This window comes from Agaribacter marinus (genome assembly GCF_030160655.1).
Classification (GTDB): domain Bacteria; phylum Pseudomonadota; class Gammaproteobacteria; order Enterobacterales; family Alteromonadaceae; genus Glaciecola; species Glaciecola marina.
Genome location: NZ_BSOT01000005.1, coordinates 788,740 through 813,360 on the forward strand (window position 1 = coordinate 788,740; position 24,621 = coordinate 813,360).

General features: G+C 39.8%; 18 protein-coding genes. 7 read left to right on the forward strand and 11 right to left on the reverse strand.

All coding sequences use genetic code 11. The annotated features are described in order from the left end of the window. Positions 1-41: 41 nt before the first annotated feature. From QQK00_RS05100 to QQK00_RS05110, 3 genes are all read right to left on the reverse strand, one after another. On the reverse strand, positions 42-1,295 hold the full coding sequence (locus QQK00_RS05100) for a sensor histidine kinase (protein ID WP_284216399.1): 1,254 nt from the start codon (positions 1,293-1,295) through the stop codon (positions 42-44). Between the two features lie 98 nt (positions 1,296-1,393). Further along, on the reverse strand, positions 1,394-2,107 hold the full coding sequence (locus QQK00_RS05105) for a response regulator transcription factor (RefSeq protein WP_284216400.1): 714 nt from the start codon (positions 2,105-2,107) through the stop codon (positions 1,394-1,396). A 29-nt stretch (positions 2,108-2,136) separates the two neighbouring features. Beyond that, the gene (locus QQK00_RS05110; RefSeq protein WP_284216401.1) at positions 2,137-4,500 is read right to left on the reverse strand and encodes a TonB-dependent receptor; all 2,364 of its coding nucleotides are present in this window, start codon (positions 4,498-4,500) and stop codon (positions 2,137-2,139) included. A 222-nt stretch (positions 4,501-4,722) separates the two neighbouring features. On the opposite strand from QQK00_RS05110, the gene fur reads away from it, so the two are divergent. Further along, a complete protein-coding gene (fur, locus tag QQK00_RS05115; RefSeq protein WP_284216402.1) occupies positions 4,723-5,148 on the forward strand; it encodes a ferric iron uptake transcriptional regulator in 426 nt (141 codons plus the stop codon). Positions 5,149-5,188: 40 nt separating this feature from the next. On the opposite strand, the gene QQK00_RS05120 is transcribed toward fur, so the two are convergent. Beyond that, positions 5,189-5,506 carry a S24/S26 family peptidase gene (locus tag QQK00_RS05120; protein WP_284216403.1) on the reverse strand — a complete coding sequence of 106 codons (318 nt, stop codon included), beginning with the start codon at positions 5,504-5,506 and terminating at the stop codon, positions 5,189-5,191. Between the two features lie 106 nt (positions 5,507-5,612). Next, positions 5,613-5,744, reverse strand: a complete 132-nt coding sequence (locus QQK00_RS20440) for a superoxide dismutase [Ni] (RefSeq protein ID WP_348521138.1) — start codon at positions 5,742-5,744, stop codon at positions 5,613-5,615. A gap of 112 nt (positions 5,745-5,856) precedes the next feature. Between QQK00_RS20440 and QQK00_RS05130 the strand changes: the two genes are divergently transcribed. Together QQK00_RS05130 and QQK00_RS05135 are read left to right on the forward strand one after the other, a co-directional pair. Then, the gene (locus tag QQK00_RS05130) at positions 5,857-7,965 is read left to right on the forward strand and encodes a TonB-dependent siderophore receptor (RefSeq protein ID WP_284216404.1); all 2,109 of its coding nucleotides are present in this window, start codon (positions 5,857-5,859) and stop codon (positions 7,963-7,965) included. Between the two features lie 117 nt (positions 7,966-8,082). Continuing rightward, positions 8,083-9,171, forward strand: coding sequence for a PepSY-associated TM helix domain-containing protein (locus tag QQK00_RS05135; protein ID WP_284216405.1), 1,089 nt, complete (start codon positions 8,083-8,085; stop codon positions 9,169-9,171). On the opposite strand, the gene QQK00_RS05140 is transcribed toward QQK00_RS05135, so the two are convergent. From QQK00_RS05140 to QQK00_RS05150, 3 genes are all read right to left on the reverse strand, one after another. Next, complete coding sequence (locus tag QQK00_RS05140; RefSeq protein ID WP_284216406.1) at positions 9,168-9,407, reverse strand: hypothetical protein; 240 nt, start codon at positions 9,405-9,407, stop codon at positions 9,168-9,170. The genes QQK00_RS05135 and QQK00_RS05140 overlap by 4 nt on opposite strands. A 3-nt stretch (positions 9,408-9,410) precedes the next feature. Then, the gene (locus QQK00_RS05145; protein ID WP_284216407.1) at positions 9,411-11,063 is read right to left on the reverse strand and encodes a PepSY-associated TM helix domain-containing protein; all 1,653 of its coding nucleotides are present in this window, start codon (positions 11,061-11,063) and stop codon (positions 9,411-9,413) included. A gap of 82 nt (positions 11,064-11,145) precedes the next feature. Beyond that, entirely contained in the window at positions 11,146-11,430 is a 285-nt protein-coding gene (locus tag QQK00_RS05150; protein ID WP_284216408.1) for a hypothetical protein, read from the reverse strand. Positions 11,431-11,568: 138 nt separating this feature from the next. Between QQK00_RS05150 and QQK00_RS05155 the strand changes: the two genes are divergently transcribed. From QQK00_RS05155 to QQK00_RS05170, 4 genes are all read left to right on the forward strand, one after another. After that, a complete protein-coding gene (locus QQK00_RS05155) occupies positions 11,569-11,970 on the forward strand; it encodes a DUF6746 family protein (RefSeq protein ID WP_284216409.1) in 402 nt (133 codons plus the stop codon). A gap of 172 nt (positions 11,971-12,142) precedes the next feature. Continuing rightward, a complete protein-coding gene (locus QQK00_RS05160; protein WP_284216410.1) occupies positions 12,143-13,681 on the forward strand; it encodes a sensor histidine kinase in 1,539 nt (512 codons plus the stop codon). After that, positions 13,681-14,103: a response regulator gene (locus QQK00_RS05165; RefSeq protein ID WP_284216411.1), complete on the forward strand. Its 423-nt coding sequence runs from the start codon at positions 13,681-13,683 to the stop codon at positions 14,101-14,103. The genes QQK00_RS05160 and QQK00_RS05165 overlap by 1 nt, the downstream gene beginning before the upstream one ends. A gap of 1 nt (position 14,104) precedes the next feature. Then, a complete protein-coding gene (locus QQK00_RS05170; RefSeq protein WP_284216412.1) occupies positions 14,105-15,805 on the forward strand; it encodes a putative bifunctional diguanylate cyclase/phosphodiesterase in 1,701 nt (566 codons plus the stop codon). A gap of 32 nt (positions 15,806-15,837) precedes the next feature. Here QQK00_RS05170 and QQK00_RS05175 read toward each other — a convergent pair whose 3' ends face one another. The 3 genes from QQK00_RS05175 to QQK00_RS05185 all read right to left on the reverse strand — a co-directional run bounded on the left by QQK00_RS05175 (position 15,838) and on the right by QQK00_RS05185 (position 24,477). Beyond that, a complete protein-coding gene (locus QQK00_RS05175; RefSeq protein ID WP_284216413.1) occupies positions 15,838-17,604 on the reverse strand; it encodes a two-component system response regulator in 1,767 nt (588 codons plus the stop codon). Next, entirely contained in the window at positions 17,597-22,189 is a 4,593-nt protein-coding gene (locus QQK00_RS05180) for an ATP-binding protein (RefSeq protein WP_284216414.1), read from the reverse strand. Before QQK00_RS05180 ends, QQK00_RS05175 begins: the two co-directional genes overlap by 8 nt. 179 nt (positions 22,190-22,368) lie before the next feature. After that, entirely contained in the window at positions 22,369-24,477 is a 2,109-nt protein-coding gene (locus tag QQK00_RS05185; protein ID WP_284216415.1) for a S8 family peptidase, read from the reverse strand. Positions 24,478-24,621 lie beyond the last annotated feature (144 nt).

The following is a 24,621-nucleotide window of genomic DNA, read 5'->3' on the forward strand; positions in this document are numbered from 1 at the left end:
TGGTAGCATTGTTGCATCTGTTACATTTAAACTATTTCCTCTTAGCGTAATGGAAGGTGAATTGTAACAATAAGTCCCGTTACTTGCGTGTTTCTTGCAGCTCGGTTTTGCGCATAAACAGTCCCGCCAATTGACAAAATTTGTCTTTTAGCTAGCGCTAAACCCATACCAAAGCTATCAGAGTTTGGACGCCTAGCGTTATCTAAACGAAAAAAGGGTTGAAAAATCGCTTCCAACTGATGCGTTTCAACACCCTTCCCTTGGTCACACACTTCAATTGCAATGTTGGTAAGTGTTTTTTTCACAGATACCTCAACGGTTGAGCCGGTAGGGGAATACTTAAGTGCGTTTCGTACTATATTCTCTATGGCTGGACCGAGTGCTCGATGATTTGAGTTTTCAACAACACAGTCATTTGGCAACAAGGTATTTACAATATGTGTTGGAAACTCAAACCTTGCGTCATCTATTATTGAATCAAGTAAATCAACCACATCATATGATTCATCACCCATTCGTTTATGCTCATTTTCGAGCCAAGCAAACGTTAGCGTATCTTCAACTAAGTGACGAATAATATGTGTTTCTTTTGTAATACGAGACAAACTTACTTCGTCTGTTTGCGTGTTACACAAGTTTTCGATTGCAATATCTAACCGTGTAAGCGGAGTGCGTAATTCATGAGAAAAATCTCCAATTAACTGGCGTTGAGCAACTAATTGCTCACCAATCCTTGTGGCCATTCCATCAAATGTAGTGGCCAATTGCCTAAACTCTTCATGTTCACTTTGCATTTTATTACTAACACGCACATCAAAATTACCCGCCGAAAAGTCACTCGTGGCACGTTTAAGTAACAGCAACGGACGCATAATATGCCGATAAATAATGAGTGACAAAACAGATAAAAATACCAGAGGGAAAACCAATTGAAGGATAACTTTTGTTGTTTGCCAATAACTACCTGGTCGCATGTTGTCAGGTAGACGTATGAGGAAGCTAGTATTCCCTTCTGAAAATGGGAGCTCCATTATTGGATTTTCATGAAAGTACAAATGAATTTGCCAATCAATATTTCGGCCTAAATTGTATCCTCGATAATACTCTCCACCTTCTTGCCCTCCTGCAATTTGCTTTGTCTGATGTTCGACCACAGCCGCCCATACAGAGTGCTTATATTGCAGTTCAGCTAACCATTGTTCTAAGCCCATAACATCTTGTGAGCTATAATACGATTCGGCTACTTGTCCCCACTGTTTTAATGTATTTTTACTCTCTTCTGAGAGTAAACTCATCTCACTTTCGGCCTCAGAGCTTACATAGTTGATTAAGGAAAAAAAAGATACAACGCTCATTGATGTAAGTAAAACTAGGTACCATAAAAGACGCCGGTTCATTTAAAAACAAAGCCTTTACCATGCACAGTAGTAATTTTTTTATCAGTGAACGCCAAGTCATTCAGTTTTTTACGAACTCGGCTAACATGCATATCGATACTACGATCATAGGCACCCAATGGTCGGCAAAGCACGGCTTCAGACAAATACGCTTTACTCAATACTTCTCCAATATGATTTGCAAACTCCCACAATAAATCGAATTGAATATCTGTCAGCTCCATGACTTGTTTTTTAACAGACGCCGTTTTCGTCTGCCTATTTAAATTCAAGTTCATTAACGATAAGTTGAACGCACTATTAACACAAATAGGCGATATTCGTCTCATTAACGCATCAACTTTTAACGTTAGTTCGGTTAAGTTAAACGGTTTAGATAAATAGTCATCTGCGCCCTGTCTCAATCCAAGTATGCGTTCCTCTTCTGCCCCTTTCGCACTAACAATGACAACTGGCGTATTGCTTTTTTTACGTAAGCTTTTCAGTATGCGTAGTCCATCAAGACTCGGCAACATGAGGTCTAACAATAGCGCATCATAGTGATTTTGTTGAATGGCATTCCATGCTTTCATCCCATCAGTAAACGTATCAATGTAATAGCCACTTTTCTCTAGTACGGTGCTCACTGCAACATTAAGTTCTGCATCATCTTCAGCTAGGAGTAACCTCTTAGGCTGATTGCTCTCAACTATATTTACCGCGCTATACATCTCAACTTACTCACTTATGATAGTGCTACTTAGAATTTACCCCGTAAACTAATACTCAATTGCCGTGGTTCCCCCAGATTAACGCGAGACACACGCTGCCCAGCGCCGAACGGCGCAAGTGCCTCGTATTGTTTATCAAAAATGTTTTTACCCACTAGATATACGCCAAACGTTGCCCATTCATAGCCAAGTTGCGCGTTAAATAAGGTTCGGCTATCGTTTTGCAAATCAAATTGTTCGTCGCCTTCTCGCAAACCTCTGCGAAACGGGTTAGTTTCAGCAGGAGAGCTGTCTGCATAATTCATACTAACATTGGCAAACAGGCCGCTGTCTCCCTTATATACAAATCCACTTGTTGCCGTCCATTCTGGTGCATCTGCAAAACTACGGCCAGCAAGATCAAAGACCGTATCGCTTTGTTCGCCAGGGATAACAATGGTAAAATCTGTAAACTCGGATTTGGCTAAACCAACAGACACGTAACTCGACAAATTTGTGGTCACGTCATAATTTATTTCTAACTCAAAACCTTTAACCGTAGACGCACCGGCGTTAATCACTTCACTATCGAATGAGTTTTCAGACAACTGCACATTGACTTGTTGGTCTTTCCAGTCTAGGTAAAATACATTGGCATTCACAAATAGCTCATCATTTAGCCACGAAGATCGAAATGAAAATTCGTAATTAGTGGTAAATTCTGGCGTGAATTGATATACATTGGCTCGCGCATTATTTACGCCGACACCGCCAGAGCGATACCCCTCTTGTAGGGTAAAACTTGTGCTCACATCATTTGACCAATGATAACTTAGCCCTACTTTAGGAATAACTTCTGTAAAACTGGTATCCACCAACGGAATCGACTGATTAGCATTTTCAACGTTGGCGACAAGCTGTTGATTTATGCCTGCAATTAACGTGTTTAAGGGCGCAGGGTACAGACTAGGATCAGGTATTGACGCAATATTTACGATTGAAAAGACTTGTGCGCTTTCGTTTTCTTGCGTTTCTTTGTCCCAACGTACACCTGCAAACACATCCCACTTGTCATTAATTGAATACGTAAAGTCTGTGAATATTGCTTGCGTCGTAATATCCTGTTGTGTAGTTGCATCTTGCCTCAATATCGCTGGGTCAAATTGCGCATACTGAGCAACGACAAAATTTGCGGTATCTGCATCTAAACCAAACTGAGACTGAAAAAATGGCGCACTCACGCCGACAGAGGACAGCCTAAAACGAGTATTGCCGCCAAAGCTACTTGGAACGTCTTGTTTAAAATAATATGCCCCGATTACACCATTAAGCTTTTCATATTCAAATGAAAATCGTAGTTCTTGTGTAAAGGTTTTATTGTCTTCGTCAAAATAACGAGTACCGCCATCAATAGGGCTATTGTCATCGTCATAGTCTAACCATAAAATATTTACATCCGTATGTGTTGATACTGCAGACATACGCCAGATATCATTTATATCGTAATTTGCAAGCAAGCTTACAATATCGCCTGTTGTTGTTGTTTGTTGTGGGTCATTATTTGTAATCACACGTGTTTCAAATGACTGCCCATTCTCTAGCGCATTCACTGCGTCGTCACCAAGCGTATTTTCAGTGCGCGTAAAACTCAGTTGTAATGATAAGTCTGGCAACGCTGAAGGTGTGTATAAAAATTTTAAACGATATAGCTCGTTATCAATAAAATCGGCATTTTCATTACGAGTAGGATTAAAATTAAAACCATCGAATGATTCCTTTTCACCACTAAAACGAAATGCTAGCTGATCTTCAACAAGCCCGCCGCCAATCGCAATAGCGCCTTCTTGTTGTCCATTCTGACCTAGCTCAAGCCGATATTTTCCTCCCCATTCGTGCGCAGGCGCTTGAGATGTCATTGCTACCGCGCCAGCCAGTGAGTTTCTACCTTGAATTGTGGACTGCGGCCCCCTGTAAATCTCAACCTGCGAAATATCCCAGGTCGAAATACCCGCGACCATTAACCTATGTGGAATAGGCGCTTCGTCAATGTAAACGCTTGCCAAATTGCTATTCCCAGCACCTGAAACATTCTGATTGTCAATGCCCCGGATATTAAAACCATTCGGTGTAGATTGTACGTTCGCTGTTTCAAACAATATTTCAGAAAAATCATCAACATCAAGGTTTTCTATTTTTTCTGCGTTAAACACAGAAACGCTAGCGGGTACCTCTTGGAGTGTTCTCATATATTTTTGACCAGTAACTACAATCTTCTCTAAATCAGCTTCCGCTTCTTCTGCCGTGGCATATTGATGATTAAATCCTAATAGCGCTAATAAAATTGACGTAGATAGTGTTTTCAGTTTGAAGTGAGAACTTTTGCTCAGATTGTACGAGCATCCTTGATTGGTCATGCTAATTCCTAATAAATATTCTATGTGTTGTGTTGAAGAGGCTAAAGAAGGTCTTTATCGATTCTCTGGGTCACCTTTAACTTACTTCGATATAATATTGATAATTATTATCATTTGCAATATTGTTATTTGCATAATGCAGTAAATAGAAAGTAAATTACCCACTGAGCGCTTTGCTTAGCTTACTTCCACTTATCTTATGCACTAAATCGGCGAAAAAAAATGGACGAAAATAAAGAATTAAAAAAGGCAGGACTGAAAATAACTCACCCAAGAGTATTGATTCTAAAGCTTTTTGAAGATCCAGAAAATCAACACATATGTGCTGAAGAAGTATATAAATTGCTGCTTGAGCAAAACGAAGAAATGGGCTTAGCAACTGTTTACCGCGTGCTTAATCAATTTGACGATGCTGGTGTATTAGAACGTCACCATTTTGAAGGTGGCAAGTCAGTATTTGAACGGAGTAATCAGCATCACCATGATCATCTAGTATGTTTAAAATGTGGCAAGGTTGTTGAATTCGAAGACGACATCATTGAACAACGTCAAAAAGATGTGGCTGAAAAATACAATATGTCATTGACTAATCACAGCCTATATCTTTACGGTGAATGCCTTGATGGTTGTAAGCAAACAGAAGTTTAATGCGCGGTCTTCATTTCCCAATTTCATATAGCTACCTTGCTCAAGATGGAGAAGAATGCGTTATCTGTTTTCTTTTTAAATGTAAAATTACTCGCCCATAAACCTCTTTTTTGTGAACCCATCCAAGCTGCTCAGTACTCGTACTCTGGGAATTTTCACCAGTTAAAAGTAATGCACCAACATTATTTCTCTGCTTTACGCGCTTGATGATTTTACCAAACCTAGGATGATCCACAATAACGATCATGCCTCGTGTTACCTTCATACTAGGCCATTTACAACTGATAACGTAGTCACCGTTACAGATTTTAGGAGACATACTATGCCCCCTTATTTTAAGAATGAATAAGCGAAACACTAGACTAATTTAGGATATAAAACGTTGAGCTTAGGTGGGTAAGGACACATTGCAGTATATGCCGATACGCCTTTAGTCTCCCAAAATGCAGCGGCAAACTCATTTACTAAAGAAACAAGCTTAACGCCTTTTCTCTGTCACTGTGCTGTTTGCAGGCCGAACTCGTAAGCATAATAGTATGAACTAAATCATGCGCCCCAGAAAACTGTTCGAATTGCGCTTGTACTAATTGCTTCATTTATAGTAGAAGCCAAACCACAATATTGCAAATGATTATAGTTATCATTTGCAATATTAAATCCGTTGAAATAATATCTGCGCAAAATTATTATCAATGAGTAAACCTAGATATGAAAAAGACGATAATGGCTGTGAACATAGGAGCGCTATTTGCGTTGCCCGTTAGTTTATTTGCACAGGAAATCCAGAATGAAGATGAGCGTTCAGTAGAAACGATACAAGTCATTGGGGTAACAAGTAAATTTAGTGCGCTTAAGTCAGACACGCCAATCATGCAAACTGCGCGTTCGGTGTCTATTGAAACAAGCGATGCATTTCTAAACAAAGGTGCGCTAACGCTAGATGATACGCTTGCATACAGTGCGGGGGTCGTCGGCGATACTTTTGGCTTTAGCACGCGTGGCGATTTCGCCAATGTGAGAGGTTTCGACGCGCCAGAATACAGAGACGGTATGCAGTCCTTATCTGGAAATTATAATAACGCACGTCCTGAAATTTATACATTAGAACAAGTAGAAGTGCTCAAAGGGCCAGCATCCGTGTTGTTTGGCCCAGGTGCGCCGGGTGGAATTGTAAATATTGTAAGCAAGCGTCCGACTTTAGGCAAAGACAATGAAGTCAGATTAGATCTTGGTAATAACAATAGGCGTCAAATTGCGACGGATATTCACGGTACAACACCAAATGACGATCTACTTATGCGTTTTGTTGGTCTTTATCGAAATAGCGATACACAAATAGCACAAGTGAAGGATGATAGTTTTGTTTTAGCGCCTTCGTTTACATACTACCCTACTGACTATACTGAAATAACACTTCTGGCAGACTATACAAAGCGAGAAAGTGATACCGCGCAGCAGTTTCTGCCTTTAAGTGGCTCTTTGCTGCAAAACGCTAGTGGCCTAAAGACTGACCCGACGGTTTATGTCGGTGAACCAGGCTTCAATCGTTATGATACAGAATCATGGGCGTTAACATTACTTGCAGAGCATCAAATAAATGAAATGTGGTCAGTTGACGTAAGTTCTAGATACCGCGATGGCGAATCACAATATAGACAAACCTGGATATCATTCATAGGTGATGGCGTGCCGCGACTTGATGATGCAGGAAATGGCCCGAGGTCATGGTTTTTGCAAAACGGGTTTTCGACGCAATTTCAAATAGATGCGCGGGCGCGCGCCAAGTTTGATGTCAAAGCAACTCAGCACAATTTGCTCATAGGAGTTAGTCATCAACGTATCGATAACCAAAATGATAGTAGCTTTCTATATGGGTTAGATTTTAGTACTGGTATTCCTATTCCGCAGGGAGGCCTTATCAACGTCTTTGCACCAGTGTATGGTTTTACTCCTTCACTTCCCCCAATTCAACAAGGTATTGAAACGCAAGACCGTATATTAGGCTTGTACGTCCATGATGAAGTTATTTGGAACAAATGGGTATTTAACGCGGGCATAAGATTCGACGACGTAAAACAATCAAATATAAATGTATCGAATCAAGAAAATGAAAGCAGTATTAGCGTGAGTGCACTGTATCAATTTGACAATGGCTTTCGACCTTATATTAACTACGCTGAATCTTTCCAGCCAGTATATGGTATCGATTCAGTAACACAGAAAACTCTCAAACCTCAGCAAGGCGAACAAATAGAAGCTGGTATAAAATATCAACCAAGTAAATCTGATCATTTGGTTACGGCGGCATACTTTGATATCGAATTAAATAATCTCACTAACCCAAATGGTTTACCAAACGCACCATCGCAGCAAGAAGGTGTGTCTAGCGTCGATGGTTTCGAACTGGAAGCCATTTTAAACTTCAATGAAGTAAACGTTGACGCGTCTTTTACTCTGTTTGACAGTGAAGACCCCAACGGTAATCAACGAGCAAGTATTCCCGAAAGGCTAGCATCAATATGGATAAACTATATACCAGCTGACTTACCTAACTTTCGTTCAGGTATTGGCTTTCGTCATGTCGGCGAAAATGAAAGCACAGGCCTTTCAGTAATTACACAAGAACCTCAAACCATAGCAACTGCGAGCTATTCTGTGCTCGACTTGATGTTAGGGTATACGATAGACAATTGGGATTTTAGTATTAATGTTCGAAACCTCAGTGATAAAGAATATTATGCAACGTGTTTATCGCGCGGTGATTGTTTTCCCGGGGAAGTTCGCAGTGTAAATTTAAGCACTAAATACAGTTTTTAGCCTGATAGCAGCATGAACCATATAAAAACCAAACCTAGGGAACACCGCTTGCGTTTGGTTTTTTATTTTGTGTACCCCTCACCTCTTTATCAAATAAATAATAGTAGTAAATAACGCATGCGAAAATCAGTGTTTAAAATACATTCTTGGTTAGCGATGATTTCTTTTATCCCAATTTTAATCATTTCACTTACAGGTAGTGTGCTTGTATTTAAGTCAGAGATCGATCATTGGCAGATGCCTGAAAAGACAAAAGTGGGTGTACATAATGAAAGAATCCCCCTAGATGTGCTGCATCTAACTATAAGGACGGCTCACCCAGACTACATCATTGGCACATGGGAAATATTTAGTGATGATAAAGCTGACACCGTGTATTTGATAAAGTCAGGCACGCATGATTGGTACAAAGTACATATTAATCAATACTCTGGCAAAATACTTAGCAGACCCGTTGGTTTACATAGCGATTTAACCGACTGGCTACTCAATTTACACTATACATTTTTATTGCATGACGCAGGATTACTTGTCGCATCGCTATTTGCCACAGCGTTTGTTGTCTTAGGCATTACCGGAATCGTTTTATACCGGCGTTTTTGGGTACGCCTTTTACAAGTGCGATGGCGAAGTGCAACCGTCGTCCTGTTCACCGATTTACATAAATTCGTGGGTATTTTGAGCTCGCCTGTCATCTTAATACTTGGCATCACAGGCGTATATTGGAATATTGCTGAATTTGCGCACGAATATACTGAACATCCCCATGAATCAAAGGCGCTTTCGACGGCCCCTTACAATCTAGACTTACCTTTTCAATCACTCGTTGACCAATCTACTCATTACTTGCCCGGATTGAGACCAACGTATCTTGTATTTGCCTACGAACCAGATATGCAAATAATGGTTTTTGGTCATATGCATACCACTAATCCACTCTATAGTGATTACAGTAGTGGCGTAATTTTCGATAAATCGTCAGGCAACTTTATTTCCACCTGGGATATTAGAACAATGCCTACCTTAGACAAGGTAGTCGATAGTTTTAGAGAACTACATTTTGGGACATTTGGCGGTATATGGACACAAATTATATGGTGTATCGTAGGCTTAGCGCCAGTAGTGCTAACCATCACCGGTATATACCTATGGATGGTCCGCCATAAAAAAATTAAACCAACACGGAAAACAACATGCGTTTCTTAGCCCCTACCTTCCACTATTATTGGATACAACATACCCAACAAGCTGATCAGTGCCAAAGATACAAATATGCCAGCCAAGGTACCAAACGCCAATACTAGAAAGAAGGTAGAGGCAACGAATACGCAATATCCAGTAATTTTTCTAGCGCTTTTGGGCGTATAACTATTGCCGTCCTTCATTGAATATATTGCAATAATTTGCAGTAAAATTGCGACAACAACATAAATACTCGTCATGATTTAAGCCTTTTGGTCTTGAATATCTGAATTTATAAGCGCGTTATTATCTACGTTGCTATCTGCTTTAGTATCTGCTTTGTTATTGGCGTTTTTACTAGCCTTTGATAACTTACGAGTCATCATAAAGGTCAACACACCAAATGATAATAGAGCTACGTCAGTTATTCCCGCCGCCCATTGTTTGTTAAACAACATGGAAATAAGATTGTCGCCGGTAAGTATGATATTTAAAAACGGAGTAACGGTTAATACGCCAGCAATTGCGAAGCAAATATACGTCGCAGCGGTCTTAATTCGTTTAGATATAAAAGCGAAAACGATACTAAAAAGCCACACAGAAAAGAATACTATGCCAAAGTTAAACGCTGTATTTGCAGTAAAGCTTAAGCTATTTAAAATTAATTGCGTCGGAAATAATAAAGAACAAGCAAGCACGACGCCACCACACGTGCCTATAACTAAACGATTAAACCGCGCATAAGTGCTTTTTGGGTAGGTGGGCGACGCAGATTTTTGACCACGTTCAATCCACAACATCATGCCACTTAGCGGAAGCAATGCCGTACTTAACCCCAAAATAGCCCAAATAAGCTTCACAAAAGCCCCGCCAAAATTACCAAAATGTAAGGGAAACATTAAATCTAAAACAGCAGTAGAAAACCCACCTACTTTTCCAAATTGGCCGAATGCTTCAGTAAACGCTCCTGACCCCCCCTGATATTGAAATATCTGACGGGCGACCGCTTCGCTCCCGACAGCGCTAATATAAATCACGGCATTCTCATCATTGTAGCCATATATTGTTACCACTTCAGGAGTCATGTCACTATCGTATGCATAGATATGCTCAAGCGCAGGCGCAATTTTAGTGGGCATAAAGATCTCTGCTAAGACTGGTTCTGGCGTGGTTGTAAAGGTTTCAATGAGCTTTTCTTGATCACCATTGAAACTAACAAATGCCGCCGCTGGAATTAACAACACTGTTGCCAAGCCTAAAAAGGCGCCAGAAAACGCAATAACACCGTTAAAAATCATTCCCCAAACGCCAAATAATTTGTGACTGTCCGCTAGCGTAATATCGAACGTTTTTTTGAATCGAAAAGTAAACAACTGTTTCAGCTTTTGTCGGTGAATAATAAAACCAGTGACAATAGACGCCATAAGCGTGAGACCCAACAAGCCAGTCAATAGCAAACCAACGGGCCTACCAAGGTGTAAGTCGGCATGAAAGTCCACAATAAAGTCAGCAATGTCTGTTTTGTTACCAGAAAAAACCGTTTGAGTATCCCCTTCTTTCTTAGCAATCAGTTCAAGGGTGTCATTATCAAACGTTAATAAGACTGCCTGCTGGGCTTCATGGTTTTCAAAAAACAAGGTAAGGTTTGGAAAAGAACGCGCACCAGGAAGAAAAATCAGAATTTCTTCTCTATACGCAGCGGGTAAAACTGCCGCCTGCTCTGCGACTAACCGTTCAATTGCGTTTTTATCTATGTTGATTTCGCCGCGTATTTCAGGATTCGCCCAAATCTTGATTTCGGGTCGCCCAAACACTGACAGTGCGCCGGTAAATGCAATTACAAACAACAAAATCCCTGTAATTAGCCCTACCCAACTGTGGATAAAATAGAGCTTTTTGATATCGATACTCTTCATTTCTACCTCTTCATTTCCATATATAAATTTTGTTGTTCATAATCACTATCATGGCGTTCAGAACGTGTATTGACCGACGCTACTAAGTTAGCGCCAAATAAGACAGAACTGCATGACTGAATAGTAATACAGTCAATACGGCCCATGCATGCCAGCTCTTTTTTGCCATATAGCTGTATATGAATAAGCCGACCCAAATAAACGAAAATAGAAATATTGGTAAACCAATTTTGTCGCTCATTGGCAAAGGCAAATACGTTGTCATACCAGGAATCATTACTGTCGCTGTAATTAACGACATTAATATTGCCGCGAAATGCCGAGATTTCGTGCTTGAAAATGTATATTTTTTTGATGTGTTGCTCATTGAGGCTTCTCGTTATTATAGCGTGACGTAAACTACTGCAAAACACACTAGAAGTAAATATAATTGATAATGAGAATGGTTCGTAATAATATAAAAATATAATATTACCCACAAAAATTATTAAAAAAGGAATTACCCATGAAGAAATTACAAACACTAATAACAACGGCATTTGCGCTTGGGCTATCAATGTCAGTATTGAATCTTGCAACCGCAGATGAAAAATATAATCACTTCCCGTCTCTGGCTGCGCCGGATTTAAAAACAGCCTTATGTAATTTAAGTCAGTACAACAGCAAGTTGAGTGACATCACGTCCAAAAACGAATTATCTACAGAAGATATGCTTAAAGTACATGAACTCACCTATACCCTAGAGAATGCCTTAATTCAGCTTACAAAAGACCTAGAAACAATGGCGGTAGAGCTAGAAAAAGTACACAAAGCATCTGAACGCTTAGACCAACAAACGATAAAAACATCTGGTGAAAAATACGCATCGGCAATGCAACAAGTGTTTGCGCAAACTAAGTGTAATTAGTCGAGTGCTTACTAATATATTGTTTTTAACGATGACAACTGTTCAAAAATAAAGCAAAAGTATTTTGAACTTTGTGCGATATAAGGCTATACCCTTCTTACTGAGGTTAGTTAGTATCGCCAATCATACCGCGATTACCTCTTATTAATGCGTTACTAAGAGTAAACGATGGATGAAACATTTTTGTGACTTGATTAGCAGTTGTATTGGTGAAAAAACGCCAAACTATGCTGCGTTAAACCTCCCTTTAGTAAACGAGAGTGCTAATTTGGCATGCCAACTGGCTCTCTCACAATGCGATGCAAAATCGGCAATGGTCATAGTACTCATTAATGATCAGACGTATTTTTTATCGACAAATAAAACATCTGCGTCTTCAATAGCCCTTCCAGAAACGCTCAAACGCCTTGAATCACAAGTTAAAGCATTAAACACAGCCTCTAGTTACTCTTTTGCTAAACACATTGTTATACAAGGGAGTCCAACCACAGTCGCCATGCCAATCGGCTTTGGTGACATAAAATGTAAAACACTATTAGTCTTAGAGCTCTACGAAGCACCTCAGGAATCAACCGCCTTGGAAATGTCGCTAGAGTTCATTTGTAATGGCTTTGTATCCACCGTTAAAAACAGAGCATTGCTCACTGAACAACAACAAATACAGGAATTACATCAGCTGATTTTAAAACACAATCGTGATTGGATTTTTGTTAAGGACAGAGATTTTAAGTTAGTTTACGTGAATCAAGCGTTTTTAAACCTGTACCCAAAAGAGAAGCATGACCGAATTATTGGTTTTACCACATTAGAAGAATATGAACAAAAAGATATTGACCTGTTTTTGGCACAAGACAAAGTGGCATTTGAGCATGGCTATAGCCACGTTCAAGAAGACATTACCATGCCAGACGGTAGTCAACGTAAAATAGAAACAACTAAACGACGATTTACAGATGAAAGTGGCGCCGAATATATCCTTTGTATTGCGCACGACATTACCGAACAGCAGCAACTGATTGAGGGCTTAAAAAAGGCAAATGCTGAATTAGATGAATTTGCCAATATTGCATCGCATGATTTAAAGGCGCCATTGAATGCAATTCAGCGCTTGTTGCAATGGATTGAAAAGGATTGCGAAAATATTTTACCTGAAAGCGCTAAAACAAATTTCTCAATGGTGATGCAACGTGCAGAAAGAATGAAGCGTCTACTCAACGATATGTTACGGTATGCCCGCCTGGGCCGCGATGCAGAAACACTTGAAAACTGTGATTTTGAAACGTTTTTGAATGATGCGCTAGAATTTACAGATGGCTCAAAGAAGATTGAACTGACAGCCAACTCCGGCTCCATTTTAGCGCCCCCCACATCATTAAAAACCGTATTGGTAAATTTGGTGTCAAATGCCGTTAAACATAACGATAAACAAATATGTGTATTAGATGCACATGTTAGCGAAACTAGGCATTACTACAAAATAACTATTGAGGACAATGGCCCTGGTATTGCTGAAAAATATCACACACGAATATTCAAACTATTTCAAACACTTAAAACAAGAGATGACATGGAAGGCAGCGGTGTTGGTTTATCGCTTGTTTCAAAAATTTTAATGCAATTAGGTGGAGATATCAGCGTGGAATCGGACGGTAAACTGGGGACTAAATTCGTTATCAAATGGCCTAAACAATCTAAGAATGAGGATAAGTAATGTTATCGAAACCGCCACAAATATTTGTTATCGAAGACGACGATGTTGATTTTAGATTATTAGTGCATGCATTTCATACGCAAAAGCTCATTAATCCTGTCGTTAGAGCAAAGGACGGTGAAGACGCGATAGATATGTTAAGCAATATTGCCAAAAATGGTCCATTTATTATTCTACTTGATTTAAACATGCCGCGTATGAATGGCCATGAATTTCTTCATGAGCTGCGCAAACACCCAAAGTATGCAAAAACAGTAGTATTTGTCTTAACGACATCTGCTGACCGAGATGATATTGAAGAAAGTTTCGATCATCATGTGGCAGGTTATTTTCTCAAGGACGACGCGGGCGAGAGTATTAATCAGGTGGTAGACGTGATTAATGGATACTGGCAAATCGTACTATTGCCTGAGGTAAAGTAAGGTGCGCATATTAGTTGTAGACGATGACCAAATCGACAGAATGGTTACGCGCAGAGTACTTACTTGTGATAGCCAGTATCGTGAAATATTTGAAGTTGAGTCTGTCCAACAAGCCTTAGATGTAATCAATAGAGAAACATTTGATATTATTTTGCTCGACTATCGGATGCCTGAAGCTGATGGAATCGAGCTATTGATTGAATTGCGCTCTCGAGACGAACTTGGTGGTACCGCTATTGTTATTGTAAGTGCATCAGAAGAAACTGACTTAGCCATTAACTGTATTGAGGCTGGCGCGCAAGACTTTATTTCCAAATCGGATCTAAATCCAACGGTATTGAGCAAGGCCATAGTGCATGCGCATAAACGTTTTGAACTAGATAAAAAGATGCATAACAGCTATCTAGAAACTAAACGATTAGCAGAACGAGATCCCCTTACAGGCTTATCGAATAGGTATCACTTCGATGAAACACTGAAGGTTATGATCACAAATAACAAGCGAATGTCTGCCAGTGTTGCATTGTTAGCGATAGATTTAGACAACTTTAAACATGTAAATGACACACTAGGTCATGCTGCGGGTGATGAATTGTTAGTTCAAGTTGTCAACCGCATTAATGACTGTTTGCGCACCAATGAAGGTTTTGCTCGCTTAGGTGGCGATGAATTTGCCATCGTATTAGGCAGTATATCTTCAAGTATGGATGTGTCTTCAATTGGTACTCGAATTTTAGAGCAATTTAAACAACCATTTTCTATTACCAACACTGAAGTCTATACTTCTGCGAGTATCGGCGCGGCACTTGTACCAGCGGATGCGCTTGATTCAGCAAATCTTCAAAAATGCGCAGATATCGCGATGTATAGAGCAAAACAAAGCGGCAAAAATAAGTTGTGTTTTTACGAGCAAAAATTTCAAGACGAATTTAATCAAAATTTTGTAATTCAGACAGCGTTACGCTCGCTAAAATTTTCAAACTATTTTACCTTGGTATATCAACCTATTTATGAGTTGGCAACTCAATCAATTTCAGGGTTTGAAGCACTTATTCGTTGGCCTAAAGACCAGGGTGCACACTATTCCCCAGATATATTCATTCCCGTTGCAGAGCAAGTAGGTATGATAGATAAAATTGGGACTTGGGTTATCCATACAGCAATTAAACAATTGTCAACGTGGCACAAAACGCTCGACTCATCATTTAACATGTCTATCAATATTTCACCTATTCAGTTAATCAATTCCAATTTACTAGAAATCCTGAAAAATGAATCTGACAAATATGGCATTGCCCCAAACCGCATTATTTTGGAAATCACCGAAACAGCTTTGGTTAAAAATGCAAAAAAAGTAAATTCAACACTTAAGGCCTTAAGTGATGCCGGTTTTTTGATTGCGCTTGATGACTTTGGTACGGGTTTCTCATCAATATCACACTTAATCGAATACCCAATCAATATTGTAAAATTAGATAAATCAATGCAAGACCATCACAACATTCAGAGTAAAAAATACAAGATTTTAAAAGGCTTAGGTAAAATGTTAAACGAACTCGACTTCACCGTTGTTGCAGAAGGTATTGAAGAGGCACAACAACTCGAAGTATGCAAAGGTTTACCAATTGATCGCGTGCAAGGTTATTACTTTTCAATACCGCTGCCGGCAACAGACATCGAGACATTTTTTGAATCCGTTTAATTGTTCAAACAACAACATTCCAGCTACAGACGTTAAGTAAAGTTCTTTTGAAATACCGTTTCAAACTCTTTTGCAGGTACAGGCCGCGCAAAATAAAACCCTTGAATTAATGTAGGGCTATCTTTACAAATCATACTCACACTATCTAGTTGTTCTTTTGTCTCTACACCTTCAACAATAATATTTAAATTGAGGGCGTTAGCTAAGGCCGATATGGCACCAACTATCGCTTTATCTTCTTCTTTAGAAGAGATATCTGTGACAAACGAGCGGTCAATTTTCAAGGCATCAATAGGGAATCGTTTTAGATAGTTCAAGGAAGAGTAGCCGGTGCCAAAATCGTCAATAGATAACTTAACGCCAAGGGCTTTAATCTCTTTCAGTCGAATGATATTGTCTTCAGCATTCCCCATCACGATACTTTCGGTCAATTCGATTTCTAACAACTCAGGGTCAACATTAGTCTCTAGTATGATCTGCTTCAAGCGTTTCACAAAATTCACTTGATTCACTTGCCTACCCGACACGTTCACAGAAATACTTACGCCTTTGCCAAATATCGTTTGCCATTTCACTATTTGTAAACAAGCGACGCGTATGACCCAGTAGCCAATATCAACAATTAGCCCTGTGTCTTCCGCTATTGGAATAAACTCCCCCGGCGAAATCAAACCAAACTCTTCATGGTGCAAGCGAATTAAAGCCTCAGCGCCAACGGCTCGCCCGCAACCTGCATCAACTTTTGCTTGGTAATACAATTCAAAATTATCTTTTTGAAGCGACTCCCGCATATACTCTTCAAGCTTAAGTCGATTTAAACACCTGTCGCTTAAATCATGTGAATGTAGTTTAAAACAATTTTTTCCGCTCGATTTTGCGGTATACATGGCAGCATCTGCATTTTTAAGCAATGTTTCAGCGTCCTCGCCGTCAAACGGATAAATAGCAATCCCAATACTTGCTGTTACGACCAGGCTGTATTGGTCAATGATTATTGGCTCACTTAATTTTGCGTTAATGCGTTTTGCTATTTCTACAATACTGGCATCTTCACCGCAATCATTAAGTAAAATAGTAAATTCATCGCCGCCTAAACGTGCGACCTGAGGCTCATTATCAACTAAACTGCCGCGGGTAATAATGTCCCCTTCCCTAAAGTGCTTATTTAGTCGACTAGACACTTCTTTCAGAACAGAGTCGCCGTATGTGAAGCCCAAGGTTTCATTTATTCGTTTAAAACTATCGATATCAATAAACATGACCGCGAGTTTATGTTCGGCACGTTTTGCAATACCAATAAATGTCTGAATTTGTTTTTTAATATATTGTCGATTGGGTAATTCAGTGAGCGGGTCAAAATAGGCTAAATAACGTAATTCTTCTTCACTGTCTTTGAGGCTTTTTTGTATATCAAAAGACCGCAGCATATATTTAATACGGTGCTTTATCAGCGGCCATTTTATCGGTTTTGGTAAAAAGTCAGTGGCTCCGACTGAATACGCTTGTTCAATAGATTCGTGATCATCAGAGCCAGTGATCATAAGCACAGGAGTGTCTTTCCCTAACTTTGTGCTCCTTATTCGCTTACAAACGCCATAACCATCGATTTTTGGCATGTTAACGTCTAGTAATACGATATCAGGTGAAAATTCATTATATAAGGATACGGCTTGCTCGCCATCCGCCGCTTGAATAGTTTCATAGCCTTGCGATTTAAGCGTTTCAGACATGAGTAAAAGATGCGTTTTATCGTCATCACAAATTAAAATTAATTTGTTGCTCGCTACCAAATTACTCATCATTACTCCGTATAAATGAAGAAAGCTCTATTATTGTTTGTTCAAGTATATCTTCTAATTTGCCCACAGCATCTGCGCATTTATCAAAATCGTTATTTGCGGCGGCATTTTCTATGTCACCGGATAACTCACGAACAAGCTGAGCGCCAACATTCCCGGCCATTGATCGTAAAGCATGGGCACTACTATATAGCACTGGGCCCTTTCGTTCTTTATGTGCAGTTTGCATATTCAGCAATAGCTCTCTTGATTCTTCTGCAAAAATTGACAATAACTTCGGCAACATGTCTTGCCCTGTTGCTGCTTCCACATCTCTTATCGCACTTACCGTACTAATATCCGTGTACTTAAGATTGCGTGTATCAAAATCAATGTTTGCACGCTGCGTTTCGTTATTCTGCGTTCCATTGCTCGGCGTTGATGCTTGTTCGTCAATTAACTCAATGCTGCTCGACAAATATTTTTTCAGCGTAGCAAGCATTTCAGCCGCTGCAAAGGGTTTTGACATAAAATCGTCAACATTTGCTTTTCGCCACTTTTCTTTACTAGCAATACTTTGGTCAGCAGTCAATGCAACAATAATTGTTTGTTTATTATGAAGATTATTTTGCTTGATAATTGTAGTGGCTTCAATACCATCCATCACAGGCATCTGATAATCCATTAAAATCATGTCGTAATATTCTTGCACTGCCATTTCAACGGCTTGCTTACCATTCTCGGCAATATCAATTGTACAGCCCAATTGCGCTAAAATACCCTTGGCAACTTCTTGGTTAGTTTTCACATCTTCAACTAATAATATTCTTGCATTCACTTTATGGCGTAAGCCAAAATCCAATGAATTAACGCCCGTATTTCCCTTAGAACCTGAGTGAAGGTAATCAATTGCGTCAACTAAGCCTTGAGTAGTAGGCAGTGGCGAGAGACGCCCAATACTTGTATAAACTTTACTATTTGCCGCAATTTGGTCTGACACGGCCTCCACTAACAAAATTTGCGCTTCATATCGATGCACGATAGAGGCGTCACAGTGACTATTAACAATCGACTCATCAATTAAGACAAGCGTATTTTCACCAATGAGGTCAGCTACATCAGTTCGATACCCTGAGAGTGTTTCTATACTCGATTCCAATCGCAATGTAACGGTACATTTCGCCCCAATTCTTTGTAGTAAGTTAGTATAATTATCTAGAGAAATTGACGGATGTAGTACCAACAAGAAGTCTGACTGTTTAATGCTATCTATCTGCGCACAGGCATTAATTTTATCCGGTGTATCAACTGTATTGATTGGCAATGTAACCGTAAATGATGTGCCCTTACCCATTTCAGAGCTCACATTGATAGAGCCACCTAATAATTCTACTAAATTCTTGGTAATATTTAAGCCAAGTCCTGACCCGCCAAATCGACGAGTGGTGCTAGATTCAGCTTGCTCAAAGGGATTAAAGATACTTTCTAATTTGTCGTTTGGAATACCAATACCTGAATCTGTAATCTGAATATTTAAACCAAAGTCATTCACTGATACGACCGTTTTTACAAATCCAGATTCTGTAAACTTAATCGCATTACCTACAATATTAATGATTATCTGACGCAACCTAATAGGATCATTAAATATAAATTTAGGGCACGCTTGTGAAATGTTTAAACCGAGCGCTACACCTTTCTCATAGGCTCTGGTGGCAATGTATGAAATCGCATCTTCAATAGTACGATGCACATCGGTGGGTACATTCTCAACGGCTACCTTGTTCATTTCCATTTTAGAGTGATCAAGCACGTCATTAATCATTTCGAGAAGCATTTCACCCGAACGATAGGCAGTCAATGCATATTTGCGCTGAACACTGTCTAGCGTTGTATTTAATAAAAGCTCCCCCATTCCAAGAATACTGTTCATGGGCGTGCGAATTTCATGGCTCATTGTGGCCAAAAATATCGACTTGGCTTCTGCAGCAGATTCGGCTTCTTCTTTAGCTGCTTGGGTTTCTGTTACCGCTAGCTCAAGTTGATGATTTGTTTTACTCAATTCGGCTGTGCGTTCATTGACTTGCGTTTGCAACTCACGTTGAAACGCTAATTGACGCCGCATTTTTTGCTTATATGAACGAAATACTACCGAAATGAATATACCAATCATCAGTAAATAAATAGCGTATGCAACCGAACTTCTCCATATGGGAGGGTTTACAACAATAGGTATCGTAATTTCATTCCTTGTACGCACACCATTTGCATTCGCCCCCCTAACTTTTAGCTTATATTCACCATCAGGCAAGCTAGAAAAATTTATATCACCACTGGTACCGTTTGAAATGAATTGTGGATATAAGCCTTCAAGCGTGTATTCGAAGGTGTTTTTTTCTGGTTGGGAATAATCTAATACGGCAAACTTAAATCCAATGAACGTCTTATCAAATGCCAACTCCAAAACACCATCGTCATTTAACGCACTATCAAGTGAGATGGGTGTATTCGCGACTGAAAAAGAAATTAAATTTAGGTTAGCGGAATGTGCATGTTTCTCAAGTGTTTTGGGATTAAACACATTAAAACCATTAGACCCACCAAAGAAAAAGTTACCGTACCTGTCTGCATATGCCGCACCGGACGTAAAATCACGCCCTTGAATGCCGTCGACAAACGAAAAATTATCAATGGCTAGGGTGGCAAAATTGATTTTTGACATCCCACGAGAATGACTTAACCAAACCTGATTTGTATCATCAACTAAAATACCGTAAATAGAATCACTTGGCAGTGAGGTGGATTTATCAAAATAGACGACATTCAATTCCGTTTCACTAATCGACGGTTTGTATATTTGGCCTAAACCAGTCTCTTGAGTTCCAAACCACATATGTGATTTAGTGTTATGAAGTACAAAAATATTATTACTTTTTAAGGCGCCGTTTTCTTTATTCAAAAAGGAAAAGCTTTTAATTTGGGGGTCGAAAACGTTGATACCGCCACCAATTGTCGCAATCCAGAGTAAACCATCTTCATCTTGCTCTAAATCAACTAATTGATTGCTGCTAAGCGAATCCCCCGTCGCATCGTTTCGACTGTATCGCGTAAACCTGCCATCCGGCGCCAATATATTTAATCCTCCGCCAAAGGTAGCAACAGCGATATCTCCTGAAGCTAAGGGTAAGACGTTGCTGACCGCGCTATGACTCAAGGAATACTCATCATTAGGATCTGGCTTATAATGCATCAGTGACGAGTCAGTAACAGAGTATTTAAACAAACCAGAACTGAATGTGCCAATCCATAAATGTCCATCGTTGTCTGCAGCAACGGACATAACGTTATCATCAAATTCAGCATACTTTTGAGTATTTATAAAAGATATTTCTTTGCCGTCATTTGCCAACACACTGATACCGCCGCCAAATGTAGCAACATAATAAATATTATATTGCTCATCATACGTAAATGAGGTTACCACATCGGCATTTAGAGTAGTCTTACCAGCAAAGCTTTTTTCAATGTGGTTGAATTTTCGTAGTACGGGATTCCATCGACTAATACCGACCATTGTCCCTATCCACATGACGCCGCCATTGTCACTAAAAATCGAGGTAATACGATTGTCAATAAGGCTATTTTTGTTACCATCAGTTGTTTGATACAAATGTGCGTCGCCGGTAAACGAGTCGTAAGCACAAAGCCCCTTATTTGTAGCGAGCCACAATAAACCACCATTGTCCGCAAACAAATGCGCTAGTTGTGTACCGCAAACATCTGAATTAAATTCCCGTATTTGTAAATTTTGGTTATCTAAGTCAACCTCGTACAACGCGCCGACTTTATCTATCGCCCGCAAGATATTTAACTTTGGTTCATAAGTTAAACGAAACCTGCCGCCATCATAAGCAAAGGTATTGGATTTATATGCGATGAGTTTATTGTCGTGAAAGCGGAAGATTCCACGATTTTCGATAGAAATGAACTCTCCATGAGGTGTCGTAACTATATCGACGATACTATTTGAAGGAAGATCAACATTCTGCCCTAGCTTCATTAATTGATCAGTAGTATTTGCAGTAAAGTGATACTCTATTCGATCGGCGTCAGGTGTAAGCGAAAAAATCCCATTGCGTTCGGTGACAAGCCAAATTGTGCCATTTTCCAATTCAACAATCGCTTTGTAGGAAAATTCTTTAGGTAAGCCAAGCGCTTTATCGACAGAAATGAAGCTGTCCGATTCGGACAAATAGCGATCAACGCCGCTTCTTGTCGCTACCCAAAAGCGTCCAGATGAATCATTGTGAAGATCCAAAATCCAGTTGCTAGACAAAGTATTTGAGTTTGAAATTTCAACATTATAATGAATGAACCTTGTACCGTCATACTTCTCTAAGCCATCCTGCGTACCAAACCACATGAAGCCTTCAGAGTCTTGCTCAATTGTATTGATGACCGGCTGAAAATCATGATCTTCTGGGTCAATATTAACAAACTTAATGGGCTGAAATGCGGGCTCTAATATATCATTCGCTCGCGTGTTAAAAATACATACCATCAACATGATACTTAAACATATGTTGCCAATTTTGCGCGAATTCACGCATAAAGAGTGACACCGCCTAATATATAAGGAGCTTAGTAGTCTATTCAAATTTTTTTCGAATCATCAACATGGTATGCCTTTTTATCGACATGTTCGTATATATTTTTACTCACTATAAACAAAAAAAGCCTTGAGTGAAAACACCCAAGGCTTTTTAAGTAGCGAATAGTTAATACTTATTCGTGGTCAACCCAGTCATTCAGTATTGAATTACTGCTAAAACTTCTACCGCGCCATAGCTGAGAACTACTATTGAAGCTATTCCCTCTCCAAAGCTGTGAATCAGCGCTAAAGCCGGTATTTCTCCAGAACTGGGAGTTAGCACTAAAACCCGTGTCCCGCCATAGCTGTGAATTGCTGCTAAATGACGTGTGTCTCCACAATTGAGAATTACTGTTGAAGCCAGTGTTTCGCCACAGTTGCGAATCACTAGAAAAACGCCACAACTGTGAATCACCGTATACACCAGACCATTCTAGCCCTTCAATACCTGGAATATAATAGTCACCTTCATTTTCGTGACGTCTAACCGGACCGATGTAATGCGCCTCTCCGGATAAGTCCTTCTCGATGTCCATATTGTTGTTAGCACAGGCAAAATTTGCATTTGTTACCGCTGCGAAGGCGTCTACTAAACCCGCACCTTGTTGAAATATGCTGAACGCTAAAGAACCGTCGTCAGATGTCGCAGCCTTAGCAGTAGATATTAAGCGACATTTTACATCGTCAGGGCTTAAATTAGGGTTTGCTTCTAGCATTAAAGCAACAATGCCGGTAGTAATCGCTGCAGATTGAGATGAACCCGACAATGCAAAGTAATCCTGTTTTTTGTTCGAATCAAAAATGCTGTATGTTTTTCTCAAAAGAGAATTCTTATCCATTATTCCTTTAATGTGGCCACCAGGTGCAACCAGTTCAGGTTTGACAAAACCTTCATACGTTGGTCCAGCACTTGAAAAGGTCGTGACGTAATCGTCGTTAAGATTACCCGGCGTGAAATTGTCTGAGACTGCACCTACCGTAATAACGTATGGTGTGTTACCCGGCACGCCAATTGTCATTGCATCAGGCCCTCGATTACCAGCCGCGGCAATGACCGTAATACCCACTTGCCACGCTCGCATAATGGCCTTATTTAGCGGATCGTCCCAATAGTATGAACTTGGCATCGCACTGAATGATAAGTTTAATACTTTGATATTGAGCACATCTTTGTTTTCTATTACATATTCAACGGCCTTTAATATGTCTGTGTAGTTTGCGCGACCTTGTGCGTCAAACGCTTTGATTGACACAAGGTTTACATTTGGCGCAATACCATTATATCCGTCCGCTGGATTTTTCTGTGCGTTAGCAATAAGACTGGTTAGGTGCGCTCCATGGCCATTGTCGTCAGTGGCACGCTCGCTATTGGTTAAAACGTTAACCTCTGTAATATGTCGCTTTTTATTGTTAGCGTTTGTCTTCAGATGTCGTGAATCTGTATAACCAGTATCGATGATGGCGACGGTAACACCTTGACCGGTATAACCCATCTCATGCACTAAATTAGCATTAACTAGTTTGGGATAATAGGTATCCACATCTTTGGTTTTTATCACCTCGCCAGTTGCGCCTTTCGTCGCGTTAACGATGCCATCTGAGTATGCTAATGAGAGGGCGTAATTTGTGCGGTCTACATTTGCTAAGGTGCTAAATTCAACAACTACGTTCGTTGCTTTATTCGGCTTCAGGTCTACATAACCAAGCAGCGCAATTTCGTTTTCTGACGTCTGATGAAATAGCACATTTTCGCCGTTGATGACGATTGATTCTATTGAACCGTTTTCGGTCGGCGCCTCAATGAACAAAGAGGCCAGCTCTTTTGTACCGGTCTCGATATTTTCAACTTGCCAGCTTACCGCATTAGATTTAGTTAAAAATTTAAGCGTGTTCGCCAGTGGCGTATTTGATGAACTCGCTGTGTTACTGCTAATGCTTAGATCGTTTTCAGCAAAAAAATGTAATTTAGCGTTACTGCGTTCAATCGCCTGTTTTTGTTGATCGCTCAACAAAACAGCAACAGCATCAATAGTGTCGTATTGATATGTCGGTTTAATACCTAATGTGCTCAGCGACGCCTTAATGTTTTCTAATTTATCACCATGCACGATGTATTGATTAAGATTAAAAGCCGAGACATCTGCGGCTACACTATGTGGTTTAACTGAAAGCATATGCGATATTTTTGCACTTGAAATAGCTGTTGCTACAAATAATGCAGCAATTATCAGATGTTTTTTCATTTAGTACTTCACCCTATGTTTAGGAATCGAAATGAACCTTCACTACGATCTTAAGAACTAGCGAACTCATATGCTTCACCGCAGAAGGCGTGCCAACTTAGAATATGAGAAAAAAAGGCGAAATTTGTAAAATCTAGCGGGTTT